This is a genomic window from Hypericibacter sp., from assembly GCF_050729195.1.
GTDB lineage: Bacteria > Pseudomonadota > Alphaproteobacteria > Dongiales > Dongiaceae > Hypericibacter.
In genome coordinates this window covers 36,404-57,439 of sequence record NZ_JBOHKS010000277.1, presented here as the reverse complement: position 1 = coordinate 57,439, position 21,036 = coordinate 36,404, and the positions used below count along the sequence as shown (strand labels likewise).

The 21,036-nt window shown below is 65.8% G+C and carries 22 protein-coding genes; 7 read left to right on the top strand and 15 right to left on the bottom strand.

The window, feature by feature from the left end; all coding sequences use genetic code 11:
* The first annotated feature begins 17 nt into the window (after positions 1-17).
* Positions 18-1,091 carry a saccharopine dehydrogenase C-terminal domain-containing protein gene (locus ACREE8_RS22715; RefSeq protein ID WP_431575300.1) on the top strand — a complete coding sequence of 358 codons (1,074 nt, stop codon included), beginning with the start codon at positions 18-20 and terminating at the stop codon, positions 1,089-1,091.
* A 109-nt stretch (positions 1,092-1,200) separates the two neighbouring features.
* Here ACREE8_RS22715 and ACREE8_RS22710 read toward each other — a convergent pair whose 3' ends face one another.
* The 5 genes from ACREE8_RS22710 to ACREE8_RS22690 all read right to left on the bottom strand — a co-directional run bounded on the left by ACREE8_RS22710 (position 1,201) and on the right by ACREE8_RS22690 (position 5,373).
* Entirely contained in the window at positions 1,201-2,241 is a 1,041-nt protein-coding gene (locus ACREE8_RS22710) for a peptidoglycan-binding protein (protein WP_431575299.1), read from the bottom strand.
* Positions 2,242-2,288: 47 nt separating this feature from the next.
* Positions 2,289-2,780, bottom strand: coding sequence for an RT0821/Lpp0805 family surface protein (locus tag ACREE8_RS22705; protein ID WP_431575298.1), 492 nt, complete (start codon positions 2,778-2,780; stop codon positions 2,289-2,291).
* A 236-nt stretch (positions 2,781-3,016) separates the two neighbouring features.
* Entirely contained in the window at positions 3,017-4,360 is a 1,344-nt protein-coding gene (locus ACREE8_RS22700; protein ID WP_431575297.1) for a sensor histidine kinase, read from the bottom strand.
* Complete coding sequence (locus tag ACREE8_RS22695) at positions 4,361-5,032, bottom strand: response regulator transcription factor (protein WP_431575296.1); 672 nt, start codon at positions 5,030-5,032, stop codon at positions 4,361-4,363. It lies immediately after the preceding gene.
* Between the two features lie 26 nt (positions 5,033-5,058).
* Positions 5,059-5,373, bottom strand: coding sequence for a PepSY domain-containing protein (locus tag ACREE8_RS22690; protein ID WP_431575295.1), 315 nt, complete (start codon positions 5,371-5,373; stop codon positions 5,059-5,061).
* 123 nt (positions 5,374-5,496) lie between these two features.
* On the opposite strand from ACREE8_RS22690, the gene ACREE8_RS22685 reads away from it, so the two are divergent.
* From ACREE8_RS22685 to ACREE8_RS22675, 3 genes are all read left to right on the top strand, one after another.
* Positions 5,497-5,952, top strand: coding sequence for a PepSY domain-containing protein (locus tag ACREE8_RS22685; protein WP_431575294.1), 456 nt, complete (start codon positions 5,497-5,499; stop codon positions 5,950-5,952).
* A 180-nt stretch (positions 5,953-6,132) separates the two neighbouring features.
* Positions 6,133-6,975, top strand: a complete 843-nt coding sequence (locus ACREE8_RS22680; RefSeq protein WP_431575293.1) for a hypothetical protein — start codon at positions 6,133-6,135, stop codon at positions 6,973-6,975.
* A 35-nt stretch (positions 6,976-7,010) separates the two neighbouring features.
* The gene (locus ACREE8_RS22675; protein ID WP_431575292.1) at positions 7,011-8,603 is read left to right on the top strand and encodes a GMC family oxidoreductase; all 1,593 of its coding nucleotides are present in this window, start codon (positions 7,011-7,013) and stop codon (positions 8,601-8,603) included.
* Positions 8,604-8,617: 14 nt separating this feature from the next.
* Here the strand turns inward: ACREE8_RS22675 and ACREE8_RS22670 are convergent, their stop codons facing one another.
* The 5 genes from ACREE8_RS22670 to ACREE8_RS22650 form a co-directional block, all read right to left on the bottom strand.
* The gene (locus ACREE8_RS22670; RefSeq protein ID WP_431575291.1) at positions 8,618-8,839 is read right to left on the bottom strand and encodes a hypothetical protein; all 222 of its coding nucleotides are present in this window, start codon (positions 8,837-8,839) and stop codon (positions 8,618-8,620) included.
* 57 nt (positions 8,840-8,896) lie between these two features.
* Entirely contained in the window at positions 8,897-9,958 is a 1,062-nt protein-coding gene (locus tag ACREE8_RS22665) for a fatty acid desaturase (protein WP_431575290.1), read from the bottom strand.
* Between the two features lie 155 nt (positions 9,959-10,113).
* Positions 10,114-10,557, bottom strand: a complete 444-nt coding sequence (locus tag ACREE8_RS22660; protein ID WP_431575289.1) for a hypothetical protein — start codon at positions 10,555-10,557, stop codon at positions 10,114-10,116.
* A 494-nt stretch (positions 10,558-11,051) separates the two neighbouring features.
* On the bottom strand, positions 11,052-11,189 hold the full coding sequence (locus tag ACREE8_RS22655; RefSeq protein ID WP_431575288.1) for a hypothetical protein: 138 nt from the start codon (positions 11,187-11,189) through the stop codon (positions 11,052-11,054).
* Between the two features lie 156 nt (positions 11,190-11,345).
* A complete protein-coding gene (locus tag ACREE8_RS22650) occupies positions 11,346-11,609 on the bottom strand; it encodes a DUF1488 domain-containing protein (RefSeq protein WP_431575287.1) in 264 nt (87 codons plus the stop codon).
* A 182-nt stretch (positions 11,610-11,791) separates the two neighbouring features.
* Here ACREE8_RS22650 and ACREE8_RS22645 point away from each other — a divergent pair, with 182 nt between their 5' ends.
* Complete coding sequence (locus ACREE8_RS22645; RefSeq protein WP_431575286.1) at positions 11,792-12,112, top strand: hypothetical protein; 321 nt, start codon at positions 11,792-11,794, stop codon at positions 12,110-12,112.
* 31 nt (positions 12,113-12,143) lie between these two features.
* Here the strand turns inward: ACREE8_RS22645 and ACREE8_RS22640 are convergent, their stop codons facing one another.
* From ACREE8_RS22640 to ACREE8_RS22625, 4 genes are all read right to left on the bottom strand, one after another.
* Entirely contained in the window at positions 12,144-12,929 is a 786-nt protein-coding gene (locus ACREE8_RS22640; RefSeq protein ID WP_431575285.1) for a carnitinyl-CoA dehydratase, read from the bottom strand.
* Between the two features lie 78 nt (positions 12,930-13,007).
* Positions 13,008-13,718: a GntR family transcriptional regulator gene (locus ACREE8_RS22635; RefSeq protein WP_431575284.1), complete on the bottom strand. Its 711-nt coding sequence runs from the start codon at positions 13,716-13,718 to the stop codon at positions 13,008-13,010.
* A 123-nt stretch (positions 13,719-13,841) separates the two neighbouring features.
* A complete protein-coding gene (locus ACREE8_RS22630; RefSeq protein WP_431575283.1) occupies positions 13,842-14,915 on the bottom strand; it encodes an LLM class flavin-dependent oxidoreductase in 1,074 nt (357 codons plus the stop codon).
* Positions 14,916-15,036: 121 nt separating this feature from the next.
* On the bottom strand, positions 15,037-16,851 hold the full coding sequence (locus ACREE8_RS22625; protein WP_431575282.1) for a helix-turn-helix domain-containing protein: 1,815 nt from the start codon (positions 16,849-16,851) through the stop codon (positions 15,037-15,039).
* A gap of 145 nt (positions 16,852-16,996) precedes the next feature.
* On the opposite strand from ACREE8_RS22625, the gene ACREE8_RS22620 reads away from it, so the two are divergent.
* Positions 16,997-17,473 carry an acyl-CoA thioesterase gene (locus ACREE8_RS22620; RefSeq protein WP_431575281.1) on the top strand — a complete coding sequence of 159 codons (477 nt, stop codon included), beginning with the start codon at positions 16,997-16,999 and terminating at the stop codon, positions 17,471-17,473.
* Here the strand turns inward: ACREE8_RS22620 and ACREE8_RS22615 are convergent.
* Positions 17,470-19,620, bottom strand: a complete 2,151-nt coding sequence (locus tag ACREE8_RS22615) for an acetate--CoA ligase family protein (protein WP_431575280.1) — start codon at positions 19,618-19,620, stop codon at positions 17,470-17,472. The two genes, ACREE8_RS22620 and ACREE8_RS22615, sit on opposite strands and share 4 nt — an antisense overlap.
* Before the next feature lie 346 nt (positions 19,621-19,966).
* On the opposite strand from ACREE8_RS22615, the gene ACREE8_RS22610 reads away from it, so the two are divergent.
* Positions 19,967-21,007, top strand: coding sequence for an ABC transporter substrate-binding protein (locus ACREE8_RS22610; protein WP_431575279.1), 1,041 nt, complete (start codon positions 19,967-19,969; stop codon positions 21,005-21,007).
* Positions 21,008-21,036: the final 29 nt, after the last annotated feature.

Below are 21,036 nucleotides of genomic sequence, written 5' to 3'. Positions count from 1 at the left end.
AGATCTGAGGTCCCGTCATGCTGTTCAGCAAGATCGCCGTCCTGGGCCTGGGCAAGGTCGGAACCCTCGCGGCGACCTTGCTGCATGAGAGCGGGTTCAAGGTCGTGGCCTTCGACGCGAGGGCGCCGCGCGACGCCCTGCCCTTCCTGACCGAGACCGCCGATCTGAAGTCGCCTGCCGAGCTCGGCAAGGCGCTCGGTTCTGCCGAAGCGGTGCTGTCCTGCCTGCCCTATCACCTCAATGCCGAGGTGGCGCGCATCGCCCATGAGCGCGGCCTGCATTATTTCGATCTGACCGAGGATGTGCCCACGACCAAGGCCATCATCGGGATGAGCGGCAGCACGAAGGGGTTGATGGCGCCGCAATGCGGGTTGGCGCCGGGCTTCGTCGGCATCGTCGGCGCCGATCTCGCGCGGCAGTTCGATCATTGCCGCTCGATCCGGATGCGGGTGGGCGCCCTGCCGCGCAACCCGACCGGCCTCATGGGCTACGCCTTCAACTGGTCGCCGGAAGGCGTGGTCAACGAATATCTCAATGACTGCGAGGTCATCGAGGAGGGCCAGAAGAAGCTGGTCTCGCCGATGGAATGGATCGAAACGCTCTATATCGACGGCGTCCGGCTCGAGGCCTTCACCACCTCGGGCGGTCTCGGCACCATGTGCGACACCTATCTCGGGAAGGTCGACAATATAGACTACAAGACCATCCGCTATCCGGGCCATGTTGCGCTGATGAATTTCTTCTTCCACGAACTCCTGATGCGCGAACGTCGCGAGCTGGCGGGCCAGATCCTCACTTACGCCAAGCCGCCGGTCGATGACGACATCGTCTATGTCCATGTCTCGGCGGAAGGCACGATCGACGGCGCGCTGCGGCGCAAGGAGTTCGTGCGCTCCTACACGCCGATCGAGGTCGGCGGCGCGCGGCGCACCGCGATCTCCTGGACCACCTCGGCCTCGGTCGTGTCGGTGATCGAGATGGTCCGCGACGGCGCCTTGCCGCCCAAGGGCTTCCTGCACCAGGAAGACATCCCGCTGGCGCCCTATCTCAAGACGACGACCGGCAAGCTCTTCCTCGGCGGGACGAAGTAGGGACTCCTCTGTCATCGCCGGACTTGATCCGGCGATCCAGGGCCGACGAAGACTGGATTGCCGGATCAAGTCCTGCAATGACAGGAACAGAGCGGGGAGGCTCTCATTCTCAAATCTGCGATTGCGGATAGCCCGCCGGGTAGCCGGTGATCAGCCGCAGGTGATTGACCAGGGCGAGCGACACCTCGCCGGTCACGGGGAGCCCGTAATCCTGCTGATAGCGGCGGATGGCGGCGCGGGTGCGCGGACCCAGCTTCCCGTCGGCGATGCCGGGGCGATAGCCCTTGGCCTGCAACGCCTGCTGCACCGAGGTCGTGTAGATAAAAAGCAGGTCGGGGCTGATCGGTACCGAGGCCAGATCGCTGCCGGCGCCGCCGTTGTCGTAACCGTAGGCCGGGTCATAGGCCGGAGCGGGCTGCTGTTGGGTCGCGACCGGCGCCGCGCCGCTTCCGAGGCTCGCCAGCATGCGGGCGCTGCGCACCGGCGGGTTGGTATATTGCAGATGGCTCAGCAGCGCCGCACTCGGCTGGCCATCGACCGGCAGATTCGCATCCTTCTGATAATCGGCGATCGCCTGCTGCGTCTGCCAGCCGACGACGCCGTCGGCAGTGCCGGGATCATAGCCGTGAATGGCGAGCTGCCATTGCAGATCGGAAATCTGCGTGGGGGTCAGCGACCCATCCGGCTGAGTGTCGGCTCCGGGCGGGACCACGTTGCCGCCGGCATCGGTCTCGTTCGACGCGACCGCCTGGCTCGGATGCCAGGCCCGGGCCAATTGCTGCGCTTCCGCGATCTGCGACGGTTCCATGCGCTTCGCCAGGTCGTCGCGCGCCCGAGCCGCATCCTGCTGCCCCCCGGCGGCCGCGAGATTGAACCACTGATGCGCCAGGACATAGTCCTGCGGCACCGCCTGGCCGTCGCGATACATCGCACCCACGAGGGCCTGGGCGCGCGCATCGCCCTGCTCGGCCAGCGGCGCCAGTTCCTGCATCGCGGCGGCGTAGTCGCGATTCTGGTAGGCCGTCATTCCATCGTAGAAATCGGCGCGCGCGGCGGCGCCGAAGCCGAGGCTGGCGAGAGAGACGCCTGCGGCGAACAGCACCGCGAAGCGCCGGCGGCGCATCGACGCCGCCCGTTTTTCTCGGGTCATGATTCCTCCTGGACGCAAGATCGATTCGTGATCGACGAGACGCGAGGTCAGCTGGCGACGCGCCAGCTGCCATCGGGCTCGCGGCAAGCGGTGCCATGGGCGCTCTCGGGCCGGCCATTCACGACGATCGTGGTCTGATATTCGCGGCAATACTGACCGGAGGGCGCCTGATAGGTGTTCTGCGGCACGGTGTAGCCGGAGTTGCCATTGTTCGGATTCTGCCAGTTCGAATACTGGCCGTCCGGATAGCGCTCGAGCGCGGTCTGCTCGGCGCGATAGGCCGATTGCTGGTCGGCCTGGTCGAGGCCGCGGCCGATCTGATTACCGATGAAGCCGCCGATCACCACGCCCGCCGCGGTCGCGACGAGCTGCCCCGTGCCATGGCCGATATTCGAGCCGGCCCAGCCGCCCAGCGCGGCACCGCCGAGCGTGCCCAGCGTCTCTTTCGAGCCGAGACCCGTGCCGCCATAGCCACCATTGGCGCAGGCGCCCAGCGTCGAGGCGAGCAGAATGACGGCGGTGATTTTCTTGAGGTTCATGTTCGGCTCCATCTCCATCGGGTGACAGGGAGCTGCCTGTGCCTCTGACGAACTCGATTCGCACTGCAGCTTGGCGCTCACTCTGCCCAAGCCAGACTGAACCCACTCTGATGGCGCCGTTCATCTGCCGTTCAGGTTGGAGACGCCTCCGCGAGCCATGCGACGGCTCACAGAATTCGTCTATTTTTCAAATAGTTATCAGAAATCCGGGGCTGCGGGGCCGCGTGCCTTCGGCTTCAGGCGGCGTCGGCCGCCGGCAAGGTGAGGGTGGCGCGCAGGCCCCCGGTCGGGGAATCGCCGAGCTCGACCGAGCCGCCATAGAGCTCGGCGATCTCCCGCACGATGGCCAGCCCATGGCCGCTGCCGGGCACGCTCTCGTCGAGCCGGTTGCCGCGCTGGAAGACCTGATCGCGCTGGGCCGCGAGGAGGCCCGACCCGTCATCGTCGACGATGAGATGGATGCGGCTTCCCTCGCGCCGGCCCGCGATGGAGACCTGGCTCTTCGCCCATTTGCAGGCATTGTCCGCGAGATTGCCCAGCATCTCTTCGAGATCCTGCCGCTCGCCGCGGAACGCCAGGCCCGCCGGCAATTTTGTCTCGATGCGGATCCGCCGATCGACATGGATGCGCTCGAGCGTTCGCCGCAGATCCTCGGCGACCGCGTCGGCCTCGGTGCGCACGCCGAGCACGCGGGCCGCGGCGGCCGTGCGCGCACGGGCCAGATAGTGATCGATCTGCTGGCGCATCGACGCGGTCTGCCGCCTGACCGTCTCGGCCAGCGGCCCTTCGGCGGCGTTGGATTCGTTGGTGAGCACCGAGAGCGGCGTCTTCAGCGCATGGGCAAGATTGCTCACTTGCGTGCGCGCGCGCTCCAGCACGGCGGCATTATGCTCGATCAGCACGTTGAGCTCGTTGGAGAGCGGCGCGATCTCGAGCGGGAACTCGCCCTCGAGCCGCTGGGCACGACCGGTGCGCACGGCGATGATGGCCCGGCGGATCCGGCGCAGCGGCTGCAGGCCGAACCGGATCTGGATCAGAAGGGCGACGATCAAGCCCAACCCCAGCAGGCCCAGCGACCAGATCAGCGTGGTATTGAAGCTGCGCACCGCCGCGTCGATCTCGCCGGTCTCGCCGGCGACGCCGAACCGCAGGCGATGGGTCGAGCCCGGCAGCGTGATCTCGCGCTCGACCAGACGCAGCGGCTGATTATCGGGGCCGATCACATCGTGACGATAAGCCTCGGTGGTCGCGGTCTTGTCGCTCAGCGGCAGATCCTGATCCCAGAGCGAGCGCGAGCGTAGCAGCACCTTGCCGTTCTCGGCGATCTCCCAATACCAGCCGGAATAGGACTGGTCGAAGCGGGGCTCGCCCACGCTGCGCGTCAGTTGTGGCTGGCCCTCGGGCGTCAGTTCGGCGACAGCCACCAGGCTTTCGAGCAGCACCACGAGCCGGGCATCGAAGCTGTTCTCGACCGTGTCCTCGAACAGGCGCGACAGCGTGAAGCCGCCCGCCAGCAGGGCCACCGCGATCCAGACGCCGGCGCCGACGATCAGGCGCAGCGCCAGCGAGCGCGCGGCCATCTATTCGTCCTTGCCGGGCGGCGCCAGGCGGTAGCCGAGGCCTCGCACCGTGGCGATGTAATTGGCGCCGAGCTTCTTGCGCAGGCGGCCGACGAAGACCTCGATCGTGTTCGATTCGCGGTCGAAATCCTGGTCATAGATATGCTCGGTCAGCTCGGTGCGCGAGACGATCTTGCCCTGGTGATGCATCAGATAATCGAGCAACCGGAATTCCTGCGCCGTCAGCTTGATCGGCACCCCATCGACCGTGACGCGGCCGCTGCTGGAGTTGATGCGCAAGCCCGCGCATTCGAGCTCGGCCGAGGCATGACCCGCGGCCCGGCGAATGAGCGCGCGCAGTCGGGCCAGCACCTCCTCCATCTGGAAGGGCTTGGTCACGTAATCGTCGGCGCCGGCATCGAAGCCCGCGACCTTCTCGCTCCAGCGATCGCGCGCGGTCAGGATCAGCACCGGCATGGTGCGGCCCGCGCGCCGCCAGCGGGTCAGCACCGTGACGCCATCGACCACCGGCAGCCCCAGATCGAGCACCACCGCGTCATAGGGTTCGGTGTCGCCGAGGAAATGGCCTTCCTCGCCGTCCTTCGCCAGGTCGACCGTGTAGCTCGCTTCCGACAAGGCCGCCTTCAGCTGCCGGGCCAGATCGGGATCATCTTCGACGACGAGGATTCGCAAAGTTTCAACTCACCTGATGCGACGGATCAGCCGCCGCCTTGAACATCGATAATCTGGCCGCTTTTGCCATCGACGCCGATATCCAGCGCCTGTCCGTCCTGGGTCAGGAGCCGGACCCGATAGACCCAGTGACCGCCGAGATCGAGCAGCTGGGTGTCGAGAACCTGGCCTTTATATTTCTGGCGCACGGTTTTGAGGATGGCGCCCAGCGGCTTCACTTCGCCCGACTCGACCGCGGCCCGCGCCCGGTCCTGATCGCTGTCGGCAAAGGCGGGTGCGGCGCTGAAGAGCGTCAGCGCCAGGAGACAGGCCAGACCCATGCGAAGAAAATACCGGCGCATGATGGTGGATTTACTCCCGGGAAGCTGAACCGGACATGAACGGGTCGCCCAGGCCGCGTTCAACTGGCGCGAGGCAGAATGCTCATCACTAAGGATCGCAGAACCACGGAAAGGAAACCAGTCATGCGTACCTTCCTGATGATCGCCGGCCTTGCCGGCATTCTCGCTTCGAGCAGCACGGCCTTCGCCGCCGGGGGTCCCGGCAACAGCGACCATACCGGCAACGATCAGAATCGAATCGTGATCGCCAACGATGATCGCTCCGACGATTGGGGCCGCCAGAACAACCTGCCCTGGAACAATCCCCAGGGGTCCGGCGGCAATGGCTATGGCTATAATTCGGGCTGGCAGGATTCGGGCCATAATCAGCCCAGCTGGGGCTATGGCCACCAGCAGCATCAGCCGCTGCCCCGGCAGGTCATCCGCGCCCGGCTTCAGCATCAGCAGTTCCGCGATCTGAACAACTGGCGCTTCAAGGATGGCTATTACCGCGTCAGCGCGGAAGACCGTTATGGCCACGACGTCAAGCTGACGGTCGATGCCTATACCGGCCAGATCGTCAAAGTGCGCCGCGACTGATCGGTGGCCACGAATGGCGACAAAAGGGGGCGGCCCTCAATCGAGGGCCGCCCCTCTTCTTATGTGGAGAAACAGGACTTTAATCTGCCGTGCCCTGTTTGTAGCATCGGAGACAGTGTGGGACGCCGCGGCGATCGGCATGGGGATGCCGGCGCCACGGCATGAGATGGGGAGTGTCCGATGCGTCATCCGCGGCGGGCGCGCAATATCGCGCTTGGATTCTTCATCTTCGGCCTCATCGCGACTCCCGGCGTGTTCCTGATCCAGGACGGCTCGATCCCCACCGCATGGCACACGGCACTCTTCATCGCCGGCATCATGTCGCTCTTGTTCGGCGGTGTCCTGGCGCTCCAGCAGCATTTCGAGGCGCGCGCGCATGAAAGGCTGCTGCGCGGCGAAGGCGTCATCGCCCGCTGGCGGATCGATCCGCTCGCCTGGCAGGCCTTTCTCGGGCTCAATCGACAGGCCAGCGCAGAAAAGGGAGCGCTGCTCAATCAGCTGACGCTGATGAAGGAAGCGCCGCCCGGGGGCATCGAAATCATCGTCGCCAGGGACGGTGTCCTGGTGGGTGGCGATTTCATGCATGTGCCGTTCCGCGGCACACCCCGCGTGGAAAGCGTCTTCCGCCTCCGCAACGACCAGTCGGCCTGCATCGAGCTCAACCTCTATTACCCCAGCGCGAGATACAGCCCGACCCGACTGGCGCTCCGCTACCCTATTCCGGTCCGCGCCGAGGATCTCGCCGCGAAACTCGTGGCGCATTACCAAGCCTCGGAGCTGGCGACGCGCGGGAAGCCGGGGATCGCCTTTCGAAAACCGAAGCTCTTCCGGAATATCTCGTCGATCATCGTCCTCCTCTGCGCCGCCTCGTTCGCGGGCGGGCTGCTGCTCAAGGAAAATCACGAGCTGGGCGATCTGCCCCTCTTCATGGCCGTGGTCGGCGCGGTCGCTGGCATCGGCGCTGCCATTCTGTTGCTGATCGTGCAGATCAAGATCATGGTGGATCGGAAAGCGGACGGATGACACCGCCCGCACCCTCGAGAACGGAAGCTGCAGGTGTGGATTTCGATTACGTCGTGATTGGCGCCGGCTCGGCGGGATGCGCGGTCGCCGGCCGCCTCTCGGAAGACGGTCGTGCCCGCGTCCTGCTGCTCGAGGCCGGCGGATCCGACCGCCGGCTGCCGATCCTGATGCCGGCCGCAACCTATCTCCTTGCGATCGGCAATCCTCGCTATGACTGGCGCTACAAGGCCGCCGCCGACCCGACGCGCAATGATCGCCGGGACTTCATGCCGCGCGGCAAGGTGCTGGGCGGCACCAGCTCGATCAACGGCATGTGCTATGTCCGCGGACAACCCGAGGATTTCGACGTCTGGGCACAGATGGGATGCCACGGCTGGGATTTCGCGAGCGTCCTGCCTTATTACAAGCGGGCGGAAGACAACGAGAACGGCGCCGACGAGTATCATGGAGCCGGCGGACCGCTCTCGGTGTCGAACATCCGCAGCGCGCATCCGCTGTCAGAGATCTTCCTTCAATCTTGCGTGAATAGCGGCCTGCCGCGGAAAACCGACATCAACCGTCCGCCCCAGGACGGCATCGGCTTTCTGCAGGCGACGCAACGCGGCGGTTGGCGCTGCAGCGCGGCGCGCGCCTATCTCTGGCCTGCGCGACGGCGGTCCAATCTGCGGGTCGCCACCCACGCCCATGTCGAGCGCATCACCTTCACCGGCAAGCGCGCGACGGGCGTCGAGTATGTCGTGGCGGGCCGGAAGCTGACGGCCAAGGCGTCGCGCGCGGTGGTGCTTTGTGCGGGTGCCCTCGCCTCGCCCCAGATCCTGATGCTCTCGGGCATCGGACCCGAAGCGCATCTGCGCACGAAAGGAATTCCTGTCCTCCAGGATCTGCCGGGCGTCGGAGAAAACTTTCACGACCATCCCGGAACCTCGCATACGGTCTGGACCCGGGGCAAAACCTACAATGTGCAGCGCGGATTCTTTCAATCCATGCTCTATGGCGCGCAGTGGCTGCTGGCCGGCCGAGGGCCGGGATCGACGCCCGATGCCCATGTGATCGGCTTCACCCGCTCGCGAGCAGAGCTCAATCGTTGCGACGTCCAGTTTCATTTCACGCCCGCCGGTTACGATCTGACGGAGAACGGGCCGATCCTGTTCGACCGCCCGGCGGCCACCGGCTTGATCAACATCCACCGTCCGCGCTCGCGCGGCTGGATCCGGCTCAAATCGGCCGATCCCTTCGAGCAGCCCGAAATCCAGCCCAACCTGCTGGGCGACGAGGGCGATCGGGAAACCTTGATTCGCGGCCACCGCCTCATGCGTCGCATCTGCGAGACCGATCCGATGGCGCGCCAGGTGATCGGCGAGTTCAAGCCCGGCAGCGACGTGCAGACCGACGATGAATGGCGCGCCTTCGTGCGCGAGACGGCGATGGGTTTCTACCATCCGGCGGGAAGCTGCAAGATGGGCTCGGATCGCATGGCGGTGGTCGACGAAAGGTTGAAGCTGAGGGGCGTCGAAGGGCTCTATGTCGCCGATGCCTCCATCATGCCCATCGTGGTCAGCGGCAATCTGAATGCGACCTGTATCATGATCGGCGAGAAATGCGCCGATATGCTCAAGCAGGCTTCGTGACGGCCGGCTCGGCCTCAGGCCCGCCTGGTTCCACCGATCAGGACCCAGCTCAAGCCCCGCCCGACGGCGAGGATGAAGGCGCCGGCGATGGCCACGGCCAGGCCGGTAATCCAGGGGCTCGAGCCTGAGCGATCGGCGACCAGCACATAGCCCGCATAGCCGCCACCGATCAGCAGGAACAGCCCGCCGATACAGTCGCCGCCAAGACGAAGCCATTTGGCGAGATCATTGATCATGGCGTTCCCTTCCATTCGCGAGGCCGCGGGAGAAGACCCTCCGGCGACGTTGCAGTCTCATGCGGATTCTTCGATGGAGGATCGCCCGCCACCGCTGCGACGACGGCGGGAGAAACCCACCATGCGCTCCGCATCCTCGTCCCAGAGCGAGAGCCAGACCGAGCGCAAGCCCGCCCAGAGCGTCAGCTGCGCCCGGGCGCGCAACGCCGGAATGGCCTCGTAGCAGGCCTGAAGGCGATAGTTCGGCACGCGCGGCGCCAGGTGATGGATATGGTGGAAACCGATATTGCCGGTGAACCACTGCAGGATCCGCGGCAGCCGCAGGCAGGAGGAGCCATCGAGCGAGGCCGAGGAGAAGCTCCACGCCTCCTGCCGGGCCCAATGCGAATTGTCGAAACGGTGCTGGAGGGCGAAGAGCCAGACGCCGATGATCGAAGCCACGACGATGATGAAGGCCTGCACCACCAGCACCTGCCAGAAGCCGAGCAGGAGTCCGAGCCCGACCAGGGCGCCGACGAGAATGGCGTTGGTGACATGGACCGAGCGCCGCTCGCGCTTCCATTCCTTCGGCGTGTCGAAGGGCACGCGATAGAGCAGCACGAAGACCAGCGGCGGCAGGATGATATGGGCGATGAGCGGGTGGCGCATGGTCCGGTAGACGAACCGCTCGCGCCAGGGCAGCGCCTGGTATTCCTTGACCGTCAGGCAGGTCGAGTAGATGTCGGCACCGGATTGGCGGCGGTCGAGATTGTTCCAGGTGCCGTGATGGCCCGCGTGATGCCGGCGCCAATTGGCATAGGGCGTCAGGGTCAGCAACCCGCAGACCGTGCCGACGATATTGTTCGTGGCGCGCGAGGCGAAGAGCGAACCATGGCCGCAGTCATGCTGCAGGATGAAGATCCGCACCAGCAGCGCACCGGTCGGAATGGCGAGCAGCAGCGCCAGCGGGACCGAGATATGGATGAGCTCGAACATCGCGGCCCAGGCAACCAGATAGAGACCGATCGAGCTGACCAGTTGCCAGATGCTGCGGGCCGGAAGCGGTGATTCGAAGCTGGCGATGGCGGAGCGCAGCGAAGCGCTGGCGGTCGCGCCGTGGTTCCGAGTCGACGGATTCATGTCCAAGGGAGGCGATGCCTCAGGCAAGGGAACCGGCGGGATCAACATGCTGTCGAAGAAAAGCGAACAAGAGCATGTCCCGCCTTCGGGAGAACGCAAAGCCCGGCACGCCAATGAGGGGCACGGCGGAGCGAGAACCCACGGAACCGGCCGGCTCAGCCGGCGAGCGCCTGCGGAGCCGCGGGAACGGCGTTGATGACGACGAGGCCGGCGGTGTTCTGCTCGGCGAGCCGCGCCTGCTGCAACCGCGCGGCCTCGGCTTCGCTCAGGCTCCAGGCCAGCAGCGTGACCTCGAAGCCCACCATCTTGTGCTTCAAGAGCCATTCGGTGAGAAGCGTATGCTCGTCGGCGCGCTTCACGGTCGTGCGTTTGCCTGGCAGCTTCTCGAGCTCCGGCGGGGCACGGCCCTTCCAGACATAGACGAAGACTTCACCGGTGGGCTGATGCGTGATCTCGCCCAGCGACATCTCTCCCCAGGTGCCCGCCGCCTGCCGCGCGGCCTCGTCGTTCAACCGCAGCGCGCGCAGCTTGTCGATCTTGCTGCGCTGACCGACTTCGACCGGGGTGGTCGTTCTTCCCGAGCGTGAATTGCGACTCATGTTTCTGCTCCGTCATCGAGGCGGCAAAGGGCCCCGGTCATCGAAGCCGGCGGACCGCCGGCGGGCGCGGTAGCGAGAAACGGTTCCATTCGAGACCCATGACGGGCCGTCGCGAAGAGCCGGCAGGCAGATGAGACCCATGCAAGCCCGCCAGGCATCGATGGCGCCGAAACGCGCGAACAGGCTGCAAGGGCCATCATCCGCTGGGATGATGCCGAAGCGTTCGGCGCATTGGAGAGGACACGTTGCCGTCCGATATTCCTGACCTTCGCACCAGGATCTCCACCTTGGCGAAGGTCAATCAAGTCGGGTTGTCGGTCGGCTGCGGAGCGGACAGAGGGGCACCAGGCCCCAGAGCGGCGCTTGCTGGAGAATAAATGGGCTAAAGACGCCCGGAGTTCAATGGGCTTTATGCGACAACGCCGTCGCTGGACCTGCGACAGGCGGCTCGAACCCAGCCCGCCGCGATGCCACCGCCACCTGTTTTGACGGCGTTATTTGCGTTTGGGTGACGGAAAGCTTGTCAGTTTGGGCTGAATCGAGACCAGCGTCGAGCTCGTCGCCGACGCCTTGGTCTTCTGCTGCTTCGGCTTCTTGGCTTCGCGATTCCCGCGTTGCTGACCTTTGGCCATCAAGAGTCTCCTTCGTGAGGATGCCGGGGCTCGGAATGGCCCCTGCGCATCGGGTGAAAACGGGCGACGAGGCAACGATCGACGGCATCCTCAACCGGGCCGCGAGGCCGCGGATCGTCCAAAGCACGGACGGCCGTCGTCGAGATTCGCGGGTTCCTAGAAATCGGAAGCGGCCAGCGAGAGGAAATCGGCATGCCGGCGCGAATAGAGCGCGCTCGCGACATGGTGGATCCTATCGCAATTCACGTCGAAAGCCGCGAGATAACTGCGCTCGTCGTCGCTCGCGTCCGGCTTGAGCCGGCGCAGGGCGGATTCATCCACGAAGCACAGGATCTCGAGCGACCGGTCATGCCCCCAGAAGCGAACGCCGCGTCTCGTCGCATCGAAACTGCGACTTCTGTTGGGGAAGCTCAGCGTCATCGCTGGAGCATAGGCTCATTTGCCCACCCTGTCCGATTTAATTGGGTAAGCAGTTGCGACGCACGGCTCGACTCGGGGGGCCGACGGGGAGGCGAGCGATGATTGGTCATCGCTCGCGAAGCTGCCTATGCTTCCTCGACGCGGGGAAAAAGCCCGTGCCGTCAGCCAAGAGTGAGGATGCAATGGTCGATCAACCGACGGAACTCGACACGCATCGCGGCATGGCGGCCCAGAAGGCCACCGAGCTGCGCCGCCTGCGAATGGAGGTCGAGAAGGATCACTCAGACCTTCTGGCGCGCCGCGAGGAGCTGGAGAAATATCTGGCGGCGGCCTCGGCCGAGACCTGGGGCGAAGCCGTCGAGAAGACGCGCTATCTGCTGAGCCTGTTCGCCGAGACTCCGGCCTGCCAGGATCCGCGCCGCCAGCAACTCATCAAATCACTGCTGGCCGATTTCGAACGGCTCCTGGCTGCGAACGCCAACGACAAGGGCAAGCCGATCTGATTCCGGCGGCTCGCCGCTCCATGGCGAAGGCTTATCGTCCCTTCCAGACCGGCGCGCGCTTCTCCGCGAACGCGATCGCGCCTTCGCGCTGGTCCTCGCTCGAATAGAGGATGTCGACCGTGCGGAAGCGGCGCTCATTGATGCGCCGGAGCGCCTCGGTGAATTGCATGCCCTCGGTCTCGCGCACGACCTCCTTGATCGCCGCGAACACCAGAGTCGGGCCCTCGGCCAGCATCTTCGCCAGCGCCCGCGCGCGAGTCATGAGCTCGCCGGCGGGAACGACCTCATTGACGAGGCCGCGCATCCGCGCCTCGTCACTTTCCATCCATCGCCCGGTCAGCAGCAGATCCATCGCCACGTGATAGGGAATGCGGCGCGGCAGCTTGATCGTCGCCGCATCGGCCAGCGTGCCGGCCTTGATCTCGGGCAGCGCGAAGCGGGCATGCTCGGCAGCGATGATCATGTCGGCCGAGAGCGCCAGCTCGAATCCGCCGCCGACCGCCATGCCGTTCACCGCCGCGATGATCGGCTTGTTGAGATTGGGCAATTCCTGGATGCCGCCGAATCCACCCTCGCCATAGTCGGAGACGGGCCCTTCGCCCGCGGCCCCGGCCTTCAGGTCCCAGCCGGCGCAGAAGAACTTTTCGCCACCGCCGGTGACGATGGCGACACGCAAGTCCGGATCGTCGCGGAACTTGACGAAGGTCTCGCTCATCACGCGGCTGGTGGCCGCGTCGATCGCGTTCGCCTTCGGTCGATCGAGGACGACTTCGAGGACGGGACCGTTGCGGGTGACGTGGAGAGGACCGGAGGACATGAAGCACCTTCGCTGTTCAGGGCGGCGGGAAATGAGTGGGCCGGCGAAATCTCGGTCGGCGGCGTCGGAGCCGGCGACTCAGTTCACGCCGTCGTTGCGGCGCTGGCGCAGCATCTCGAGCGCCGCGTTGCAGGCACGCCGGACATGATCCTTGCAGGCTTCCTCGGCGGCGTCGGGCGCGCGCTTGCCGATGGCCTCGACGATGCGGCGCATCTCGCCGAGGCTGCCGGGCGAGCGTCCCGGGCGCGACATGGAGGTCGCGCGCAGATAGACGATCCGGGCATTGAGCGAGCGGATCGTGTCGCGGATCAGATTGTTGCCGCAGCCCTCGAGGAACACTTCGTAGAAATGGGTCGTCTCCGCGACGATGCCGCGGACATCGCCGATCTCGAACGCCTTCTCGAGGCGCTCATTGGCATTCCGGAGCCGTTCGATATCGCGGTCGGTGGCGCGGGTCGCGAAGAGACGGCCGGCGAGCCCCTCCAGCGCTTCGCGCACCTCATAGATCTGCTGCGCCTCTTCGAGGGTGACGGTTGCAACCGTCGGGCCCTTGTTGGGCACGTTATGGACCAGGCCTTCGGATTCGAGATGGCGCAGCGCCTCGCGCACGCTGGTGCGGCTCACGCCGGTGAGCTCACAGAGCTCGCGCTCGATCAGGCGGTCGCCGGGCTTGAAGCGGAATTCGAGGATGGCATTGCGCAGAACGTCGAGAACCTGCTGGCGAAGGGTGATATTGGTGCGTTTGACGCGCAGCGAAGAAAGCTCTGGTTCTTCTGCCTTGCCGACCATATCCCGTTCTCCGTAATACCGTATTATCTCTTATTAGCACCCCGTGGATTTGCGGGCAAGGTGAGCCGCCGCCGCCTGTCGTGCGACAAGCAGGATACTCGCCCATGACGGCGCAGGCCAGATTCAGATGGCGACGGCGCGCGGGCGGCTTGCCGGGGTCTCGGCGAAGGCCGGCATCACTTCCTTGATGAAGAGTGCCAGCGAGCGCTTCTGGTCGACCATGGGCTGACCAAAGGCCGAGGAGTAGCAGAAATAGTCGGTGCCGAGCGCTTCATAGCGCTTCAGCTTCTTGATCACCTCGTCGGGCGTGCCGAACATCAGGTTCTCCTTCATCGCCAGCGGGTCGAACTCATTGCGCTGGGCGAAGGCGGCGAGATCGACGGTCTCGACGAAGCCGTTCGTGACCCCGCCCAGATTCTTGAAGAGATTCTCGAACTGCCCGCTCTGGCGCATCGCGGCATTGACCGGCGCTTCCCAATCGCCGGGCCGCTGATAGACCGAGGTGTGGCGCATGGTCATGAAGGCCGGCCGCTTGACCCCGGGATTTTGTTTCAGCGCCGTCTCGAAACGCTCCTTGTAGAGCTCGACCTCCGCGAAGGGACGCGAGAGCGCCCAGGTCATGATGCTGCACTCGTTCTTGACGGCCCAATCGAAGGTGCCGGGATCGCGCGCCGCCACCCAGACGCGCGGATGGGGCTTCTGGAGCGGCTTCGGCACCGAGGTCGCCGTCGGGAATGACCAATATTGGCCCTGATGCGCGTAATCGCCCTCCCAGAGGCGCTTCAGCACCGGCAGCATCTCCTGCATATAGGCGACGCCGACGCGCTGATCCAAGCCGCCCGCCAGGCGATCGAACTCGCGCTGATAGGCGCCACGGCCGATGCCGAACTCGAGCCGGCCGCCGCTCAGGAGATCGAACAGCGCCGCTTCGCCGGCGAGCTTGAGCGGATGCCAGTAGGGCGCCACCACCACGGCCGTGCCGAGGCGGATGCGCGAGGTATGGGCCGCCCACCAGGCCAGGAGCTGGAACGGTCCCGGCGACACCGTCATCTCGATGCCGTGATGCTCCGCGGCCCAGGCGATCTCGAAGCCGCCGGCATCGGCCATCTGCACCATCTCCAGCACCTCGCGCGCCACGTCGCGCATGCTGATCTTGGGATCGAGGCGTTCCATATTGATGACGAGGGTGAATTTCATGGCCGGCGTCCTCCCTTGTTCATGCCATGAAGGGTAGGAAGCGGCGACGGGCCATTCTTCCGCCGTTCCGGAGTAAACGGCTTACACCTTATCCTATATTCCGAGGAAACGCGGCCTTGGCCTAACCCAGGGCCGTCCGGACCCGCAGGGCGATCTCCAGCGCCAGCCGCGTCTCACGGTCCTCGAGATCCACGCCGAAGAGGTCCCCCAGCCGCTGCAGCCGGTAGCGCAGCGTGGTGACATGAAGCCCCAGCGCATCGGCGCAGGGCTGATAGCGACAGCCATGGCTCAGGAACGCGTCGAGGGTCGGCAGGAAGTGCGAGCGATGCTTGCGGTCATAGGAAGCGATGGGGGCCAGCGTCTCATCGGCGAAGCTGCGCAACGCCGCCTGGTCGGCGGTCGCGAGCAGGCGGGCGAAGGGACCGAAATCGGCCTCGGTAACCAGCCCCCGCCGGTCGAGGCGACGCGCCAGATCGAGGACACGCGCGCCCTCCTGCCGGGCCGACTGGTAATCCCTTAGCTCGCGACAGACCCGGCTCAAGGTCGCGACCGGCTTCGCCCCCAGGATCCATTCCATTTCGCCCAGCAGCCGCTCGACCAGCCGCAGCGTCGATTTCTCACCTACCTCGCGTTCCGGCAGGAAGACCACGAAGGCATCGGCGTCGAAACAGACCGCGGCGCCCGGATGCTGCGGGCTTGCCAGGCGCAGCAGCGCGCGCAGCGTCATCGCCCGGGCATCCTCGTCCGGCGGCCCGCCTTGCGCGGCACCGGGCGCAAGGATGAGAAGCCGTGCCGGCCCCTCGAGCGCAAGGCCCAGATGGCCGGCGCGCGCGCGCGTCTCGGCCTCGTCGCGCCAATTGCCGCTGAACAGCCGCCCGAAGAATTCGCTGTTGGTCTCGGCCTGGGTGGTGAAGCGCACATGGGCGCGCATCAGCTGTACCGCCAGCGCGAAGCGCGCCTCGTTGGCCACCAGCGCCTCGAAGGGCTCGATCCTGCCCGCCGTCGGAAACAGGAACAGGCCGCCCAGCACCAGGCCGTCGACGATGAGCGGCTCGACCATCCCCTCGATGGTCATGTCGAGTCCAAAAGCCGTGGACGAGATCGGATGGATCTCCTGAAAATGCGTCGGCTTGACCGAGCGGAGAATGCGGCCGAGCTCGCGGATGGCGCCCTGTTTCATGCGGGCGGTCCAGTCGGCGTCGCTCATGCCGGCCGGTGCCGGCGAGCGATGAGCGATGACCTGGTTGGAGGTTAGGTCGACGATCAGCATCGGATGGGGCAGGAAATCCACGATCAGCTCGGCCAGCTTCGCGAGCGAGCGCCCCGCCAGCACGGATTCCATCGAGGCGGCATGGACGTCGAGGGCGCGGCGCAGATCCGCCGCCTGCCGCCGCTCGGCCGCCAGGCGATGCGCCTTCTCGACCGCGAGCGAGGCGAGCTCGGCCGCCGTCTGCAGGAAGACCAGCTCGTCCTTGTCGACGCGGCGGCTGTCGCCGGCATGGACCGACATCACCATGCCCCGGCCCCGCTCATCCAGCGCCTGCAGCGGAATCAGCACGACCGTGCGATAGCCGCGCTCGCGCGCTTCGCGTCGATAGTCGGGATATTCGGCGGCTTTCTGCGCGTCGGGAATGATCAGCGGCGTGCCAGCCTCGAGCACGCGCGTCGTCGGGCTGGTGACGAGCCGCCAGCGCTGGCGCGTGCGTTTGGTTTCCTTGAAATGGGGATCGTGCCGGGCGACCTGGATCGAGTAGCCGCTCTCGCGATCGAGCGCCATGATCGCCGACGACGACCAGACCGAGTTCTGGCAGACGGCGAAGACGATCCGGCCGAGGACATCGCCCAGCTCGGTGCCCGAGTTCACCAGGCTCGCGATCTGTCCGAGGCTCTGCAGCCGCTTCGTCAGAGGGGAGGACATGTCGCGGGTCTTCTTCACCGCCGCTCCTGCATAGGCACAGCCTTCGGCCTTCCGCGGAATCGTAGCACCACATCGGCAACCCCGCGCCGGGATTCGAAACCGGCTTGCCGTGGTTCGCGGATCAAATCATGCTCCGCGGCGCGAAAAGGGGAGAGCCAGGCCGATGACAATGAACCGCCGCATCTATTTCGAGGGCGAGGTCAGGCCCGAATGGATCGACGAGTTCGGCCATATGGGCTATCTCGACTATCAGCGCGTCGCCGATATCGCGACCATGGCCTTCTGGGACGAGATGAACGGCGGCAGCGCGCAGAGCGAGCGCGATGGCGGCGAGTTCGCCATCATCGATGTCCATGCGCGTTATATGCGTGAAGTGCGGTTGGGCGATCCCCTTTCGGTGGCGACGCGCCTCGTCGGCTGCGACGCGAAGCGCTTCACCCTGCTGCATGAGATCAACAGCAAAGGCGAGCTCTGCGCCACGGTCGGGCTGTTCTGCCTCAGCTTCCATCTCGGTGACCGGCGCGTCCGGCCCTTCGACCCGGGTGTCGCGGCCCGCATGGCCGCGGCCCTCGATCCGAACGCGGCGTCGGATCCGGCGGTTTCGGTCTGTCTCGCCGCCTCCCTGCCCGCACGCCGCTAGCCGGTGGCGCCATCGCTGCTCCGGACCAGCGCATCGACGGCGACGACACCCTGCCCACGGGCCAGGACCATGATCGGATTGAGCTCGATCTCCTCGATGCCGCGTGCAGGGGTCAGCGCCAGGCCGGCGAGCTTGAGCACGGCATCGCAGAGTCCGTCCACATCGCCCGCGGGCGCGCCGCGATAACCGTCGAGGATCTTCGAGATTCGCAGCTTCGCAATCGCTTCCAGGAGATCGGGCTTGGTCAGCGGCAGCAGCAAGGTCGCGACATCGCGCGAGACCTCGACCCCGATGCCGCCGGCACCCAGCACGAGGATATAGCCGAAGCCCTCGTCGCGCCGGATGCCGACCATCATCTCGGCCACCGGCTTGGGCGCCATGCGCTCGACCAGGAAACTGTCGGGCGCGGGCACCTTCAGATAATCCTGCACCGAAACTTCGATGGCCTCGACCGCCTCGCGAACAGCGGCGGCGCTGGCGAGGTTGAGCCGCACGGCGCCGGCCTCGGTCTTATGCGGCAGGGAGGCGCTGATCAGCTTCACCGCGACCGGAAAGCCGATCGCCGCCGCGGCCTCCGGCGCTTCGGCGGCAGAGCAGAGCCGTCCGACCGGAACGGGGATACCGGCCTCGCGCACCAGCGTCTTGCCTTCCCCTTCATCCAGCACGCGCGACTTGCCTGTGACCGGCTTCGGCCGGGCGAGCTGATAGGTCTCGCCACTGGCGGCGGCCCGGAGAATCTTGAGGCGGGCGCCATAGGTCGCCGCCGCCGCAATGGCGAAGAGCCCGTCCTTGATGCCCTGCAAGGGCGCCGCCTTCTTCGACAGCGCCAGGTCGCGGATATCCTGGGTCAGGCATTCGGGAATGGTGCTGCAGACAGCGGCCGGCAGCTTCGCCTTGGTCGCCGCGGCGAAGAAGCCGCGCGTATCCGCCGTGTTGGAGATCCGGTCGATGTCGGTGCCCAGCGGCGGAAAATCCTGGATCAGGACCGTGGCGTCATAGCCGTCCTCGAGGAAGGTCGAGTGGGCCGCCTCGACGCGGTCCTCATGGCCCCAGATCGCGGTGTTGTAGTCGAGCGGATTGCTCACCGTGGCGAAGGAGCCGAGCTGCGCGGCCAGGCGCTGGCGCGTGCCGTCGCTGGGTTGCGGCAGCAGCAGGCCGTAATGCTCGGCCCAGTCCGCCACCATCTCGGCATCGCCGCCCGAGCAGGTGAAGGCGCCCAGGCGCCGGCCGGCGGGGATGCCGCCATGGGTGAACATCTTCAAGGTCTCGAGCAGCTGCGCCGGCGTGTCGACACGCGTGATGCCGAGGCGGTGGAACAGCGCATTGTAGGCATCGTCGGACCCGGCCAGCGATCCGGTATGGCTGATCGTGAGCCTCGCGCCGATCTCGGAGGCGCCCGTCTTGAAGGCGACGATCGGGATCCCCTTTGCCGCCGCCTGCAGCGCCACCCGCGCGAACCGCGGAATGTCGCGCAGCATCTCGATATGCAGGCCCACCGCCGAGACCGCCGGGTCGTCGAGCAGGAACTCGATATAGTCCTCGATGCCGAGGACGCTCTGGTTGCCCGAGCTGACGATGTGCGAGAAGGCGGCCGAGCGTTCGCTGAAGGTGAGGTTGATCGCGAACATGCCGCTTTGCGTGATGACCGCGGGGCCGCGCTCGACGAGATGGCCCGGTTGCCCATAGGGCCAGAGCGCAACGCCCTTCACATAATTGAGCAGGCCATAGCAATTGGGCCCGATCACCGCCATCGACCCGGCGGCTTCGATCAGCGCCTGTTCGAGCGCCCTGCCTTCGGCGCCGATCTCCTTGAAGCCCGCCGCATAGCAGACCACACCGCCGGCGCCCCGTTGCGCCAGAGTCGCTAGCGTTTTAACGGTGAGCGGTGCCGGCACGGCCAGGAACACGGCATCGGGCGCCTCGGGCAGATCCTCGACGCGGGGCAGGCAGGGAAGTCCGGCGAGATCCGGCCGCTTCGGATTGACCGCCCACATCGGGCCGCCGAAGCCGATCTTCTGGCATTGCCGCGCCGCTTCCGCGGCTTCGCCGCCGCCGATGAAGGCGACATGACGGGGGGCGAAGAGCCGGCGCAGGTTCTGGCGCCGCTCGACGCTCAGGCCGCTGCCGGACGGGATCGCCGCGGTCACGGAAGTTCCTCGAGGAACCGGTCGGGCATCAGGGCAATCCGCGGATGCGTCGGGCCGAGGCGACCCGCGATCCTATGCCCCGCCGCCCTGCCCACGCCATCTGAGCGGATGGTGTAATACAGATTATTACCGTGCAATTCAGCCTTCCCCCCGCGCGGCCCCGACCTTTGTCGCCGGCTGATTTATCCCCCATCGACCGTCTCGGCATCCCTCGATCTCAACCAGATTGTATTATGGCATAGGGTATGCAGAATTAGATAATTGCTTCAACCCAAGAAGCAGGAAGCGCCGGCGGATCAGGCCAAGCGCCAAAAACCATTCACAGGGGAAACGTCAGGAGTTTGAGATGTCGACCATAAGACGAACCGGAGCATTACTGTTCGGCGCGGCCGCGCTGCTGATCGTGTCGGCGGGCGGGCTCGCCACGGCAAGAGCGGAGGATACGGTCACCTTCACGGGCTGGGGCGGCGAAGGCCAGGACGCCATGAAGAAGGCCTGGGCCGACCCCTACCAGGCCGCCACCGGCGTGAAGGTCCTGCAGGACAGCCCCACCGACTACGGCAAGTTCAAAGCCATGGTCGAGAGCGGCAATGTCTCCTGGGACGTCGTCGACGTCGAGGGCGCCTTCGCCTACAAGGCCGCCGCCGAAGGCCTGCTGGAGCCGCTCGATTTCAGCGTCATCGACAAGAAAGATCTCGATCCGAACTTCGTGTTCGATCACGGCGTCGGCAGCCTGACCTGGTCGTGGGTACTCGCCTACAACAAAAGCGTGCTGGGCGATAAGGCCCCCGAGGGGTGGGCGGCGTTCTTCGACACCAAGACTTATCCGGGCAGCCGCGCGGTCACGAAATGGCTGGCGCCGGGCATGCTGGAAGCGGCCCTGCTGGCCGACGGCGTCCCGCCCGACAGGCTCTACCCGCTCGATATCGACCGCGCCTTCAAAAAATTCGATTCCATCAAGAAGGACATCGTCTGGTGGGATACGGCGGCGCAGTCGCAGCAGCAGGTCGCTTCCGGCGAGGCTTCGATGGGCATGCTATGGAATGGGCGTGCGCATCTGCTCGAGAAATCGGGCGCGCCGGTCGCGGTGAGCTGGAAGGAGAATCTGGTCACCGCCGACTATGTCGTGATCCCGAAGGGTTCCAAGCACAAGGCCGAGGCGATGAAGCTCATCGCCCAGGTCGTGAGCGCGCAAGGCCAGGCGACGCATTCCTCGCTGACGGCCTATGGCCCGGTGAACACCCTGTCCATGCCGCTCATCCCGGCGGATGTGCTCCCGGCCTTGCCCTCGAGCCACACGGACTCGCAGATCGTCATCGATCTCGACTATTGGAAAGAGAATCTCGATGCGATCAACAAGCGCTGGTACGAATGGCAGGCTAAGTAACTGATCGCCGCCCGGGGGGCAGCCGGCCA

What these genes read in the sequence shown, in the direction of transcription:
- ACREE8_RS22670 (WP_431575291.1), bottom strand. Translation starts at nt 8,839, where the DNA reads ATGATCAATGATCTCGCCAAATGGCTTCGTCTTGGCGGCGACTGTATC.
- ACREE8_RS22640 (WP_431575285.1), bottom strand. Translation starts at nt 12,929, where the DNA reads ATGTCCTCCGGTCCTCTCCACGTCACCCGCAACGGTCCCGTCCTCGAA.
- ACREE8_RS22715 (WP_431575300.1), top strand. Translation starts at nt 18, where the DNA reads ATGCTGTTCAGCAAGATCGCCGTCCTGGGCCTGGGCAAGGTCGGAACC.
- ACREE8_RS22690 (WP_431575295.1), bottom strand. Translation starts at nt 5,373, where the DNA reads ATGCGCCGGTATTTTCTTCGCATGGGTCTGGCCTGTCTCCTGGCGCTG.
- ACREE8_RS22620 (WP_431575281.1), top strand. Translation starts at nt 16,997, where the DNA reads ATGACAATGAACCGCCGCATCTATTTCGAGGGCGAGGTCAGGCCCGAA.
- ACREE8_RS22665 (WP_431575290.1), bottom strand. Translation starts at nt 9,958, where the DNA reads ATGAATCCGTCGACTCGGAACCACGGCGCGACCGCCAGCGCTTCGCTG.
- ACREE8_RS22680 (WP_431575293.1), top strand. Translation starts at nt 6,133, where the DNA reads ATGCGTCATCCGCGGCGGGCGCGCAATATCGCGCTTGGATTCTTCATC.
- ACREE8_RS22660 (WP_431575289.1), bottom strand. Translation starts at nt 10,557, where the DNA reads ATGAGTCGCAATTCACGCTCGGGAAGAACGACCACCCCGGTCGAAGTC.
- ACREE8_RS22685 (WP_431575294.1), top strand. Translation starts at nt 5,497, where the DNA reads ATGCGTACCTTCCTGATGATCGCCGGCCTTGCCGGCATTCTCGCTTCG.
- ACREE8_RS22700 (WP_431575297.1), bottom strand. Translation starts at nt 4,360, where the DNA reads ATGGCCGCGCGCTCGCTGGCGCTGCGCCTGATCGTCGGCGCCGGCGTC.
- ACREE8_RS22710 (WP_431575299.1), bottom strand. Translation starts at nt 2,241, where the DNA reads ATGACCCGAGAAAAACGGGCGGCGTCGATGCGCCGCCGGCGCTTCGCG.
- ACREE8_RS22650 (WP_431575287.1), bottom strand. Translation starts at nt 11,609, where the DNA reads ATGACGCTGAGCTTCCCCAACAGAAGTCGCAGTTTCGATGCGACGAGA.
- ACREE8_RS22645 (WP_431575286.1), top strand. Translation starts at nt 11,792, where the DNA reads ATGGTCGATCAACCGACGGAACTCGACACGCATCGCGGCATGGCGGCC.
- ACREE8_RS22610 (WP_431575279.1), top strand. Translation starts at nt 19,967, where the DNA reads ATGTCGACCATAAGACGAACCGGAGCATTACTGTTCGGCGCGGCCGCG.
- ACREE8_RS22635 (WP_431575284.1), bottom strand. Translation starts at nt 13,718, where the DNA reads ATGGTCGGCAAGGCAGAAGAACCAGAGCTTTCTTCGCTGCGCGTCAAA.
- ACREE8_RS22705 (WP_431575298.1), bottom strand. Translation starts at nt 2,780, where the DNA reads ATGAACCTCAAGAAAATCACCGCCGTCATTCTGCTCGCCTCGACGCTG.
- ACREE8_RS22630 (WP_431575283.1), bottom strand. Translation starts at nt 14,915, where the DNA reads ATGAAATTCACCCTCGTCATCAATATGGAACGCCTCGATCCCAAGATC.
- ACREE8_RS22655 (WP_431575288.1), bottom strand. Translation starts at nt 11,189, where the DNA reads ATGGCCAAAGGTCAGCAACGCGGGAATCGCGAAGCCAAGAAGCCGAAG.